This window comes from Actinophytocola sp. (genome assembly GCF_045807065.1).
Taxonomy (GTDB): Bacteria; Actinomycetota; Actinomycetes; order Mycobacteriales; family Pseudonocardiaceae; genus Actinophytocola.
Genome location: NZ_JBJMIE010000258.1, coordinates 1 through 12,218, shown reverse-complemented (window position 1 = coordinate 12,218; position 12,218 = coordinate 1). Strand labels below are relative to the sequence as shown.

Sequence of the window (12,218 nt, the reverse complement as noted above, 5' to 3'; positions counted from 1 at the left end):
TTCCGGGCAGACATAACGGACATCCTTCCAGCAGGGCAACGCCCTGCTAACTCGGTGTCCACTCTTCGGGGGGAACCTCAGGCCACGCCCTCGCTGTACAAGCACGTCGCCGGGCTCGGGGAACTGCGCACACTCCTCGGCCGGCGCGTGCTCGACGACATGACCGAACGCTTCACCGGCGCGGTCCTGGGCCGCAGCGGTGACGACGCCGTCACCGCGCTCATGCACGCCTACCGCGCCTATGTGAAGGCCCATCCCGCCCGCTACGCCGCCGCGCCGCTCGACCCCCTGCACGACCCGGCGTTGGCGGCGGCCGGCGACAAGCTCCTCGACGTCGTCCTCGGTGCGCTTCGTGCCTACGACCTCTCGCCCTCCGACACCGTCCACGCTGCTCGGTGCCTGCGTGCCGTCGCGCACGGCTTCACCTCCCTCGAGGCCGGAGGCGGGTTCGGGCTGCCCGAGGACCTCGACCAGACCTACGACCGCCTGATCGCCGCCGTCCTCGGTGGCCTGCCCCGCGCCTGAAGGAGAACCTGATGTCCCGCAACGCTTTGGCCATCGCCGGCGTGTTCTTCCTGCTCTACCCGGTGCTCCGGCCGTGGACCGACGAGACCACGACCGCCGGCGCGCACGAGGCGATGAGCTCCACCGCGTGGGTCGTCGCGCACTTCCTCGCGATGATCGGCTTCGTGTTGGTGCCGCTCGCCCTGCTCGGCTTACGGGACGCGGTCGGGCTGGCGCCCGCCGCCGTCATGTGGGTCGGCACCGGCCTGACCCTTCCGTACTACGGCGCCGAGGACTTCGGGCTCCACGCCGCCGCGACCAAGGGCACCAACCTGCTCGCGGTCACCGAGGCCACCCGCTACAACCCGATCGCGGTCACCATCTTCGGCATCGGGCTCGTCACGCTCGCGGTCGGGGCCGTGCTCGTCGCCGTCGCGCTGTGGCGGTCGGGCTCCCCGAGCAGGTACGCGGCAGCGGTGTTCGCCGCCGGGTTCGTCCTATTCCTCCCGCAGTTCTTCACGCCGGCGCCGGTCCGCATCGCGCACGGGGTGCTGATGCTGGTCGGGCTCATGTGGTTGGCGTTCTCGCTGAAGCCGGCCGCGCGAGTCAGGACCCCACAGCTAAGCGGCCAGGGCGCCGCGTAGCGCGCGGTAGAGCAACGCGGCATCGCCGAGGCGGTGCCGCAACTGCCGTTCCAGCCCGCCGATGGGCACGAGGTTCTGCGGCGCGCGAGGGTCCTTGTGCGGGGCACTCGCCAACCGCGGCAGCACCCGAGCGGTCACGTCCGCCAGCGCGACGGCGTCCGCGGCGGGCAGGTCGGCCGAGCACTCCAACCGCACGATCGCCGACCACGGCGCCCGCGACGCGCCCGATGGGAGCTTCAAATACCACGACAGTCGCTCCCACGAGGTGCCCATCTTGAACACCGGGCTCCGCTGCCCCGGCCCCAGGGTCGCCACCACCTCGGCCTGCTGCGCCTGGAGGTACGACTTCTGGTGCGTCTTCACGTAACCGACCGTGCGGGCCAGATGCGTGCGGCCACGCAGCGGACCGTCGACCACCAGCAGGTCATCCTCCACATTGGAGTTCTGCCGCCAGGCGTTGGCCAGCTCCACCTCGAGCGCCGCCAGCCGCCCCTGCACTCCGAGGGTCAACTTGTCGAGGCCGCCGGGAGTGCGGTGGAACCGGTAGCGCGCGTGCCGGGTCTCGATGTCACCGCCGGTCTCCGCATACAGTCCACGGTCGACGGCCACGTCAATGATCTGCGCGGCCCCGTCGCAGCGAACCAGCCCCGCGGCCAGCGAGGCGATGACACCGGGCAGCGGCTCGGGACCCTCACCGTGCACCCACACCCGCGCGTCGATGCGCCGAACACCATCGAGGAACAACACGGACCCGGGCAGGGCACCCCCACCGGGCGACAGAGCCCGCCAGGACGACGCCGGCAGCTCAACGTCGAGATCCAACCGAGCCGACGACTCGCGACCGTCCAACTCGTCCCCCCGCGCAACGCCGTAACCGGGGTCCCAGGGATCGACGGTGTAGGAGGTGGGTGCCAGCAGTCCGGTCATGCACGCACCATCACATGCGAACGCAGCCCGACGGAGGCGACGCGCCGGGGCACGAGGCGCATGAGTGTCCCTTTCACTCGAACCAACCGGGTGACAGTTATCCACAGCCGACGCTGACCAGGGATTTTGTCAGTGCCACCCGGTAGACTGGCAACGGGGCCGCCCCCGGGATGGGGTGGGGGGTGCCCACCATCTGCGTTGGCGTTGATCATGGTTTCGGGTGGTCGGGCGAGTGGCGCACGCCCATCACACCTCGACTCGGCGCAGGTGGGACGATGCGCCGTCGCGGGTCACCGCGAACTGGACCGGGACGCGTTCGGCCAGAGCGGGGACGTGGGTGACTATGCCGACCATGCGCTCGGTTTCCGTTGCCAGGCGTTCCAGGGTGGCGGCCACCGTGTCCAGGGTGGACTCGTCCAGGGTGCCGAAGCCCTCGTCCAGGAACATCGAGTTCAGGTCGCGTTTGCCGCCCGACAGGCCCACCACCTGGTGGGACAGCGCCAGCGCCAACGCCAGTGACGCCTGGAACGTCTCGCCGCCGGACAGGGTGTTCACCGGCCTTGTCGTGCCGGCGTCGTTGTGGTCCAGGACCACCAGGTCGTTCTTGGCGTCGCGGTGCAGTTCGTACTGGCCGCCGGACAGCTGCATCAGGATCTCCGACGCCTCGGTCACCAGGGACTCCAGGGCCTCGGCGCACAGCCACGCCTCGAAGCCGTTCGACTTCAGGAGGTTGCCCAGCATGCGGGCCACCTGCTCCTCCTCGCGGCACTGCGCCACCTCCTCGGCGAGCGTCGCCGACCGTGAGCGGCGCGACACCAGTTCCGCGAGGTCGCGGCGGGCGTTGACGAGGGCGGTGGCCAGCACCGCCTCGGGGCTCTCCCGGTCGGGCAGCGCGATGCCGTGCTCGCCGAGCAGGGCCGACAGCTCGGCGCGGGCCGCGGTGCCCTGGGCGAGGAGGTCCCGTTCGGCCTGCTCCAGGTCGGTGACCCGGCCGGTCAGCTCGTCCCGCTGCGTGGTGGCCCAGGTGAGCAGGCTCTGCCAGGCCGCGGCCAGGTCGGCACCGTCCACCGACGGCGCGCCCAGCCCCACGAACCGGTCGCGGCTGGCCCGCAGTGCCGCCCAGGCCCGCTGTTCCTCGTCGCCGAGGGCGGTGCGCTGCCGTTGCGCCTCCTCCGCGGCGCGGCGTGCGGCGCGGGCGCGGGTTCTGGCCCGTTCGACGCCGGCGTCCGCCGCTTCGCGCTTCGCGAGTGCGGACTCCACCTCGGCGAGCGGCGGCGCGGTCCGCAGTTCGGCGGTCAGCTCGGCGGACTGCCGCTCGGCGCCCTCGACCTCGGTCTTGGCCGCGGCGGCGGCCCGGGAGGCGTCGGCGTGCGCCTTGCGCAACGACGTGACCTGCGACTTCGCGGCCTTCACCGCAGCGCGGGCCGCGTCGAGATCGGCCGGCACCGCGTGGTGTGGCAGGTCGTGGACCTGCTGGCGGCACACGGGGCACGGCTCGCCCTCGACCAGGTCGGCCGCCAGCGCGACGGCGCGGTGGGCCCGGTCCGCCGCGGTCTGCGCGGACTCGGCGGCGGCCAGCGCGTCCTCGGCCCTGGTGAACTCCGCGGCCGCGGCCTGCTCGGCGGCGTCCGCGTCGGCGGCGTCGGAGCGCAGCCGCTCCAGGCGGGAGGTGAGCGTGGTCAGGCGGGTGTGGGCGTCGCGCCAGCGGGCGAGGTCCGTCTGCTCCGGGAGGTCGGCGCACTCGGCTTCCGCCGCGGCCTCGGCCTCCTCCGCGGCGCCGCGCTCCGCCACCCGCCGGGTGACCTGCTCGTCGGCGTCCGCCAAGCGGGTGGCGAGGTCGACCACGTCGCCCGGCCGGCGCAACCCGCCGAGGTCGGCCAGGTGCTCCCGGGCGGTCTTCGTGGCGAGGTTGGCCTCCTTCCACCGCTCCCGGACCTCGGCCATCGTCTCGACGGCCGCGGCCACCCGCGGACCGAGCGCGTCCAGGTCCGCGACCCGCTGCGACGCCGCCGCGACCACCTCGCCGGTGACGGTGCCCAGCTCGTTCAGCTGCTTCTCGGTCATGGTCAGCTTGTTCGCGGCGAGCTTGGCGCGCTCGCGGGCCCGCTGACCGACGTCCTCGTAGACCGCGTACGCCAGCAGCTGGATCAGCAGGTCCTGCCGGTCACCGGGTTTGGCCTGCAGGAACTCGGCGAAGCGGCCCTGCGGCAGCACCACGCACTGGGTGAACTGCTCGTAGCCGATGCCGAGCAGCTCGGACACGGCGGCGGTGACCTTGTCGCCCTCGGCCCGCGACTCCACGACCGCCTCGAGGATCTTGGTGAGGTCGGCGTCCGGCGGCACCGAGGCGTCGAGCCGGTCGAGCCGGGCCTCCTTGGTCTGCACGGCGCCCTGCGCGCTCCGGCGCAGCAGCCGCACGGCCGCGTACCGGCCGCCGGCAGCCTCGAACACCAGGCACACCCTGCCCTCGTTGACCGACGGCGCCAGCGCGTTGCGGATGACGTTCCCCTTGCCCCACCGGGGAACCGTGCCGTAGAGGGCGAAGCACAACGCGTCGATCACCGTCGACTTGCCGGCGCCGGTCGGCCCGGTGAGCACGAAGAAGTCGACGTCGTGGAGTTCGACGTCGGTCCGGTCGCGGTAGCTGCCGAACCCCTCGAACATCAGGCGCAGCGGTCGCATCAGCGGCTCCCGGTGGACTCGTCGAGCAGCTCGGCGAACATGGCGCCGAGGCGGGGGTCGTCGATCTCCTTCTCCGACAGGAAGTCCGCGAACAGGTCGGTCGGCGTGCGGCCGATCCGGGACTTCAGCGCGCCGGTCTGGGCCTTGGCCTGGAAGTTCTCGTCGATCTTCACGTCGAGGGTGTTGGGCAGCTTCTCCCGCACCATGTCGGCGAGCCCCGCACTGGCCTTCTGCTTGAGGATCACCCGCAGGAACGCGTCGCCCGCCTCCTCACCGGCGGCCACCACCTCGTCGAGGGTGCCCCTCAGCGTGGTGAGCTTCCGCCCGCCGGTCAGCGGCACCGGCCGGATCGTGGCGCGGCTGTCGGGCGTGGCCTGCACGATCACCGCCATCGACTGGTTGTCCTCCTCGCCGAAGTCCAGCGCGATGGGCGAACCGGAGTACGCGATGGGGCATGGACCGTCGATCTGCTGGTAGCGGTGCAGGTGGCCGAGCGCGGCGTAGTGCGTCGAGACCGGGAACGTGTCGGGTGGCACCTCGTAGCCGAGCAGGGACTGCACCGATCGTTCACCGCCGCCCCACCGGCCGCCGAGCAGGGTCGCGTGGGTCGTGACGAGGTTGACCGTGTCGCCGGTGAAGCCCTCGCAGAGCATGCCGATGATCGCCCGCACGCGGTTGGCGTAGTCCTGGTTGTGCTGCGACGGCGCGTGGAGGAGGGCCTCGGCGGCGCGGACGGCGATCCGGTGGGAGAGGAACGGCAGCGCCGCCACGACCGCCTGCTCCCCCGAACGCGTGGTGAGGGTGGTCGTGCCGCCGTTGTTCGGGGCCTTCGGGGTGCCGATGACGTGCATCCCGAGCGCCCCGAGCACAGGGCGGTAGACGTCGTTCACCAGGTTCTGGTTGTCGTGGTTGCCCGCCAGCACGACGACGTGGCGGCCCTCGGCCCGGAGGTTCATGAGGGTGCGCATCACCAGGCCCTGGGCCTGGGGGCCGGGCGCGGCGGTCTCGAAGAGGTCGCCGGCGACGATGACGAGGTCGACGTCCTCCTCGTTGGCGATCCGCACGAGGTCGCGGAGCACGACCTTCTGTTCCTCGATGCGGGGCTGGTTCTTCAGCACCTTGCCTACGTGCCAGTCGGCCGTGTGCAGGATCTTCATGCGGGCCTTCTCTAGAAGGGAGGGGGGTCGTCGTCTTCGTCCGCGCCCGGGATGCCGGCGAACGGGTGGGCCGGCGGCGCGGGGCCGTCGTCGACGCCGTTCCAGGTGCCCTTCTCCGAGGACCGCGTCGCCCACGCGGGGAACGGGAACTCGATGGCCAGCGGCACCGGGATGTCCGGCTGCGACACGAACATCGTGCCCGGCTTCGCGATCGTGGCCCGCTGCCGCTGCGCGGGCGGCAGGTACCCGTACTCCGGCCGGGACGCCTCCGCCGGGTCGAGCCGGCCAGCCACGCGGATGGAACAGTTGGCCACGATCCGGCGCTCGACCTCGGACGCGGTCTGCTGCGCCCCGATGAGGATCACGCCCAGCGACCGGCCGCGCTCGGCCACGTCCAGCAGGATCTGCTTGATCGGGCTGTCGCCGTCCCGCGGGGCGTACTTGTTCAGCTCGTCCAGCACGATGAACATCAGCGGCCGCGCGGTCCCCTGCTCCTCCTTGCGCCGGAACTCCTGCCGCAGCGACACACCCACCACGAACCGCTGCGCGCGATCGGGCAGGTTGTGCAGGTCGATGACCGTGACCTGCGCCTTCGACGTCGTCAGCGACCGGTCGCCGCGGTCCTTGAGATCGGCCCGGATCAGCCGCTCGAGCGGCTTGACCGCCGACCGCAGCCGTCGCAGGAACGCGTTGACGCTGCCGATGGACGTGGACCCGGCCACCCAGTCGCGCCGCAGCTCGTCGTCGAGCAGCTCGTTCTCGATCAACGCGACGAGCTGGTCGAACGTCCGGATCGGGCCGCCGTTGATCGCGTCCACCCCGGAGATCGAGATCGCGCCGTCCGCGCCGACCTTCTGGTAGTCGCGCCGCAGCCGCGCGGCGACCTGGCCGATCAGCATCGTGTACTGCGCGCGCTCGTCCTCGCCGTCGGCGAACACGAACGGCATCAGCTCCTGCTCGCAGAACTCCGCGAGCGTCCAGTAGAACGGGCTGACCGCACGGTCCCGGGCCCGCACGTCCGGCGTGCCGTTCGGGTCGCCGGGCCGGGGCGGCGCGAACACCTGCACGTTCCGGAACGAGTTCGCCGGCAGCCCCAGCCGGGCGTACTTCGCGCGGAACTCGTCGCGCAGCCGCGAGTTGTCGTAGTCGAGGAACAGCAGGTCCTCGCCCTTGACCGAGAAGATCAACGCCTTGGTGTTGTGCGCCTCGCCGGCCAGGACACCGCAGTTGAAGATCGAGTGCAGCAGGAACGTGGCGAACGACGTCTTGGTCGCGATGCCCGACACGCCGGAGATCGACACGTGGCCACCGCGCGTGCCGTCGACGAACTCGAAGTTGAGGAACACGGGCTGCCCGTCGCGCCCGAGGCCGACCGGCACCTTCGCGTCGGCCATCGTGTCGAAGTACAGCGCGGAGTCGCGTTCCGCGCCCATCGCCCGGGACACCTCGGCGCCGGGCCGCGGCGGCACGTACACCTCGGGCTCGACCCGGGTGACGGTGATCTCGGCGACCTCGGACACCTCGGCCGGCAGCGCGCCTTCCTTGATCAGGAACACGTCGGAGGCGTACCGGGCGCCCTCGTGCCCCGCCTCGATGTTGGTGACCACCCCGGCGATCTGCACCTCGGACCCGTCCGGCAGCTTGCGGCGGGTCACGACCACGTCGTCGAGCTGCAGGTACTGGTCGGCGGCGACGCCGACGGAGAACTCGAGCGGGCTCGCGGCGACGGTGCCGACCACGAGGCCGACGGGGCCGACCTGACCGTGTGGCCCCGCCGCCAGTTCCGTCACGCCGTTCGGGGATCCGTTCGGCTCTGGCACGCACTGCTCCTTCTGGTGGGAAGGCCAGCAGTCTATGTCCGCGCGCCGACGAAACCGGGGACCCCCGAACGTGGGTGTTGCGTGACGGGGTGTATCAGGGAAAACAGGTCGTGCTGTAGAAGCCCCACTGGCCGCCGTGCATGGCACGCACGCCCCGCGGGCCGTACCGCCGGTAGGGCTCGTCGCGGATGTCGCCCTGCTCGCCCTTCACGAGCGGGTCGCCCCACTCCCAGCTGAAGTGGTCGGTGCCCGGGTCGTAGTTGCGGTAGAAGTGCGCGGCCTCGCACTGGTTGGTCTCGCAGTGCGTGTACGTGCCGTTGCAGGGTTCACGCAGCGTGGCGCCGGCCACCGGTTCGGCGGTGGGAGCGGCAGAGGGGGCGTCGTAGGCCTCGCACAGGATGTAGCCGGTCCGCGCGAGCTGCCACGAGTAGCCGTAGCACCACAGCGGCTCGGCGGGGTCGGCGTAGTAGACGATGAACGTGGACCCGGCCCGCAGCGCCCCGATGTACGGCCCGTGCGGCGAGCACACCGGCGGGTTGGACATCTCGTGCATGTTCGTGTCGCGGATGATCGTCCGCTGGCGGGGGTTCGGGTCCTTGAAGTGGCTCGAACACCCGGGTGGCCGGGTGTCCTGCGTGGACGCGTCCGCGTTGGCGGGAACGGCGGCGGGGACCAGTGCGATCGCGGCCGCCAACAACACTTTCAGCATGCCTCCGTGTCTACGGCGGCGGCTCACGGACCGCGACCGGTCGTGCACGCGCGGAACGCGACGGTGCACTCACGGCAAAGCCGGCTGGAACAGCCAGGCGTCGAAGAAGCCCCGCAGCGACCGGTCCGCGTGCCGCTCGGCCAGCGCGATGAAGTCCTCGGTGGTCGCGGTGGCGTGCCGGTAGTTGTCCGTCCACTCCCGCAGCAGCGCGAAGAACGGCCGGTCACCCAGTTGGGTACGCAGGGTGTGCAGCGTCAACGCGCCCCGCCGGTAGAGGCGGTCGTCGAACATGTCCCGCGCCGGCGGGTCCCCGATCCGCAGGTTCTGGGGCAGACCAGCCAGCACGGCACGCGTCTGTTCGGCCAGGACCCGGCCGGACGAGCCGCCCGACCGTTCCGACCACAACCACTCCGCGTAGGCGGCGAAGCCCTCGTTCAGCCAGATGTGGCGCCAGTCCGCGAGCCCCACGCTGTTGCCGAACCACTGGTGGGCCAGCTCGTGCGCGACCAGCCGCTCGAACCCGCGCAGCCCGTCGACGTGGTTGGCGCCGAAGATCGACAGGCCCTGCGCCTCGACCGGCACCTCCAGCTCGTCGTCGGTCACCACGACCGCGTACTCCGCGAACGGGTACGGTCCGAACAGCTCGGTGAACAGGCGCATGATGCGGGGCTGCCGGGCGAAGTCCCGCTGCGCGGCGGCCAACCGGCCCGACGGCGCGGCCAGGACCTGCCCGCTGGACAACAACACCCGCTCGTAGCGCCCGATCTGGACGGTCGCGAGGTAGGGGGCCATGGGCTCGTCGGCGACGTAGGTCCAGGTGGTGGTCGAGCCGCTCGACACGCGGGACGCGAGCACACCGCCCGCCACCACGGTGTACGCGGTCGGCGCGGTCACCGCGACCTGGAACGACGCCTTCGCGCCGACCTCGTCGACGCACGGGAACCAGGACGGCGCTCCGACGGGTTGGCTGGCGACGATCACGCCGTCGGTCAGCTCGTCCCAGCCGACGTCGCCCCAGTACCGGGTGTGCACCGGCTCCGGCCGGCCGGCGTAGCGGATCTCGACCGGGAACGGCGTGTCCACGGGGAACCGGCCGCGGATCCGCAGCTTCCCGCCGCGATGCGTCCAGCGTGCCGGGTGACCGTCGACGAGCACCCGCTCGACCCGCAGCGACCGCAGGTCCAGCTCGAGCGGGGCGTCCACGGCGGACGCGACGACGGTCAGCCGGGCACGCGCGGCCAGCCGCCCGGTGGACGGCTTGGTCCGCAGCTCCAGGTCGTAGTGCGAGACCCGGAAATCTCTCAACGCCATGCCGATACGGGGTTGCCGAGCCACCGCGTGCCGGCCGGCACCTGCTCGCCGGCCATGACCAGCGACGCCGGCCCCACGCAGGCGTGCGCGCCGACGGTCGTGCCGGGCAGGACGATCCCGTGCGGCCCGAGCGTCGCGCCCTCGGCCAACGTCACCTGGTCCATGCGCAGGATCCGATCATGGAACAGGTGGGTCTGCACGACGCAGCCCCGGTTCACGGTCGCGCCGTCACCCAGGTGGACCAGGTCCGCCTCGGGCAGCCAGTACGACTCGCACCACACACCACGCCCGACCCGCGCGCCGAGCATGCGCAGCCACCACGACATCACCGGCGTGCCGCCGGCCGAGCCGATGAGCCACGGCACCGCCAGGACCTCGACGAACGTGTCCGCCAACTCGCCCAGCCACACCGCGGAGGACCACAGCGGGTGGTTGCGGGCGCGGAACCGGCCGACCAGCACCCACTTGGCGGCCGCGGCGACCAGGCAGGCCACGACCCCGGCGGCGGCGAGGAGGACGCCGGCGAGCAGCAGTCCGAGCGGGAAGCCCAGGACCGCGATCCCCCCGAGGACCAGGACGGCGAGCGCGACCGAGCACATGACGGGCACGACCCGGCACAGCTCCACCAGGGCGCGGGCCACGAGCAGCCGCCGCGACGGGGAGTAGGTGCGCTTCGCGTCGCTGTCCTCGGCGACGCGCGGCAGCTTCATCGGTGGCATGCCCAGGTAGGAACTGCCGGCCTTGGCCCGCTTCGGCGCCGCGGACAGCACGCCGACCAGCCCGCGCTTGGGCACGGACCGACCGGGCGCCGCCATGCCCGAGTTGCCGACGAAGGCTCTCTTGCCGACCCGGACGCTGGCGATGTGCAGCCAGCCGCCACCCAGCTCGTAGGTGGCGACCATGGTGTCGTCGGCGAGGAACGCGCCGTCGCCGACGGTGGTCATGCTCGGCAGGGCTACGACGGTGGACACCTCGGCGTTGCGGCCGACCTTCATGCCGAGCGCACGCAGCCAGACCGGCGTGGCGAGCCCCGCGTACAGCGGGAACAGCACGCTCCGCGCGGCGTCCATGAGGCGCAGCGTCGTCCAGGCCTGCCACGCGACCCGGCCGCGGACGGGGTGGTGCCCCTCGCGTAGGCCGATGCCGAGCAGCCGGACCGAGACGAGCGTGATCAGCGCGTAGGCCGCCAGCCAGGCCACGGTCGCGGCGGGCACGGCCGCGAGCAGGCCACCCGGCGTCCGGGGGAACGCGGTCGCCAGCCACAGCGCCGGCAGCGCGGACGCGGCCGGCAGCAGCGACAGCGCCATCGAGGTCGTGTCGTAGACGGCGAGCCAGGTGCGGGGACGGGCCGGGCGGGCCTTGGGCCAGTGACGGGCCGACTTGCCGTCCTTCACCGCGGGCACACCGGACCAGCGCTGTCCCGTCGGGACCGAGCCGGTGACGCCGGAGCCGGCCGCGATCTCGGCCCGCTTGCCGATGCGGGTGCCGGGGAACAGCGTGCTGCGCGCCCCGACGACCGCGCCCGCGCCGATGCGGATCTTGCCGATGTGGACGACGTCGCCGTCCACCCAGTGACCGGTCAGGTCGACCTCGGGCTCGATCGCCGCGCCCTTGCCGATCTTGAGCATGCCGGTGACGGGCGGGAGGGAGTGCAGGTCGGCGTCCTGCGCGATCGTGGCGCCGAGCGCACGTGCGTAGTGCGTGAGCCAGGAGCCGGCGAGGGCGGTCGCGCCGGACCGCTCGGCCAGCTGCTCGGCGGCCCACAGCCGCAGGTGGACGCCTCCGCCTCGGGGGTAGGTGCCGGGCCTGACCCCACGCAGCAGCAGGCGGGCCCCGCCGGCGGCGATCGCCAGCCGGCCGGGTGGGCTGAACAACAGCAGCCAACCGAGGCCGACGAGCCACCAGGAGACGGTCCACGGGTAGCCGGTCACGTTGCCGATGGCGGCGAGCACGACGGTCCAGCGCAGGCCGACCAGCGTCAGCAGCGGGATCATCGCGAGGGTCTGGACCACCGCGGCGGTGCGCGGCACGGGTGCGACGGCCCTGGCCCGCGTGCGCGTGCCGCCCAGCAGCTCATCGAGCCGCGCGGCGAGGGCCTCGACCGTCGGTGAGTGGTAGACGTCGGTGACCGAGAGGGTCGGGTAGTCGGCCCGGACCACGGAGACGAGCCGTGCCGCGGCGAGGCTGCCGCCGCCGCACGCGAAGAAGTCCGCCGACGGCCCGGCGGGCGGCGCGCCCAGCACCTCGGCCCAGCGCTCGCCGAGCCAGGCCTGGGTGCCGTGCAGTTCCTCCGTGTCGACGGGCCCGAGGTCCAGCGGCCAGGGCAGCGCGTTCCGGTCGACCTTGCCGGACGTGCGGGTCGGCAGGGTGCCGACGACCGCGAGCCGGGGCACGAGCGCGGCCGGCAGCGCCTCCCGGAGCCGGTGGACGGCGGCCGGCTCGTCGAAGTCGGGGCCGACGACGA

The 12,218-nt window shown here is 72.5% G+C and carries 9 protein-coding genes; 2 read left to right on the top strand and 7 right to left on the bottom strand.

Annotation, left to right across the window (positions count from 1 at the left end):
* Together ACJ73U_RS15235 and ACJ73U_RS15230 are read left to right on the top strand one after the other, a co-directional pair.
* Nucleotides 1-525: TetR-like C-terminal domain-containing protein (locus ACJ73U_RS15235; RefSeq protein WP_407778270.1), on the top strand; the 525-nt coding region annotated here is incomplete at its 5' end.
* An 11-nt stretch (nt 526-536) separates the two neighbouring features.
* The gene (locus ACJ73U_RS15230; protein WP_407778269.1) at nt 537-1,148 is read left to right on the top strand and encodes a hypothetical protein; all 612 of its coding nucleotides are present in this window, start codon (nt 537-539) and stop codon (nt 1,146-1,148) included.
* On the opposite strand, the gene ACJ73U_RS15225 is transcribed toward ACJ73U_RS15230, so the two are convergent.
* The 7 genes from ACJ73U_RS15225 to ACJ73U_RS15195 all read right to left on the bottom strand — a co-directional run.
* A complete protein-coding gene (locus ACJ73U_RS15225) occupies nt 1,125-2,075 on the bottom strand; it encodes a DNA double-strand break repair nuclease NurA (protein ID WP_407778268.1) in 951 nt (316 codons plus the stop codon). The genes ACJ73U_RS15230 and ACJ73U_RS15225 overlap by 24 nt on opposite strands.
* A gap of 246 nt (nt 2,076-2,321) precedes the next feature.
* On the bottom strand, nt 2,322-4,757 hold the full coding sequence (locus ACJ73U_RS15220; protein WP_407778267.1) for an AAA family ATPase: 2,436 nt from the start codon (nt 4,755-4,757) through the stop codon (nt 2,322-2,324).
* Complete coding sequence (locus tag ACJ73U_RS15215; RefSeq protein ID WP_407778266.1) at nt 4,757-5,914, bottom strand: exonuclease SbcCD subunit D; 1,158 nt, start codon at nt 5,912-5,914, stop codon at nt 4,757-4,759. The genes ACJ73U_RS15220 and ACJ73U_RS15215 overlap by 1 nt, the downstream gene beginning before the upstream one ends.
* An 11-nt stretch (nt 5,915-5,925) precedes the next feature.
* Complete coding sequence (locus ACJ73U_RS15210) at nt 5,926-7,734, bottom strand: ATP-binding protein (protein WP_407778265.1); 1,809 nt, start codon at nt 7,732-7,734, stop codon at nt 5,926-5,928.
* Nucleotides 7,735-7,828: 94 nt separating this feature from the next.
* Nucleotides 7,829-8,443 carry a hypothetical protein gene (locus ACJ73U_RS15205; protein ID WP_407778264.1) on the bottom strand — a complete coding sequence of 205 codons (615 nt, stop codon included), beginning with the start codon at nt 8,441-8,443 and terminating at the stop codon, nt 7,829-7,831.
* A gap of 69 nt (nt 8,444-8,512) precedes the next feature.
* Nucleotides 8,513-9,754, bottom strand: a complete 1,242-nt coding sequence (locus tag ACJ73U_RS15200) for a M1 family metallopeptidase (RefSeq protein ID WP_407778263.1) — start codon at nt 9,752-9,754, stop codon at nt 8,513-8,515.
* A partial coding sequence (locus ACJ73U_RS15195) for a Pls/PosA family non-ribosomal peptide synthetase (protein ID WP_407778262.1) occupies nt 9,745-12,218 on the bottom strand: 2,474 nt, incomplete at its 5' end. The genes ACJ73U_RS15195 and ACJ73U_RS15200, both read right to left, overlap by 10 nt.

What these genes read in the sequence shown, in the direction of transcription:
- ACJ73U_RS15230 (WP_407778269.1), top strand. Translation starts at nt 537, where the DNA reads ATGTCCCGCAACGCTTTGGCCATCGCCGGCGTGTTCTTCCTGCTCTAC.
- ACJ73U_RS15225 (WP_407778268.1), bottom strand. Translation starts at nt 2,075, where the DNA reads ATGACCGGACTGCTGGCACCCACCTCCTACACCGTCGATCCCTGGGAC.
- ACJ73U_RS15220 (WP_407778267.1), bottom strand. Translation starts at nt 4,757, where the DNA reads ATGCGACCGCTGCGCCTGATGTTCGAGGGGTTCGGCAGCTACCGCGAC.
- ACJ73U_RS15215 (WP_407778266.1), bottom strand. Translation starts at nt 5,914, where the DNA reads ATGAAGATCCTGCACACGGCCGACTGGCACGTAGGCAAGGTGCTGAAG.
- ACJ73U_RS15205 (WP_407778264.1), bottom strand. Translation starts at nt 8,443, where the DNA reads ATGCTGAAAGTGTTGTTGGCGGCCGCGATCGCACTGGTCCCCGCCGCC.
- ACJ73U_RS15200 (WP_407778263.1), bottom strand. Translation starts at nt 9,754, where the DNA reads ATGGCGTTGAGAGATTTCCGGGTCTCGCACTACGACCTGGAGCTGCGG.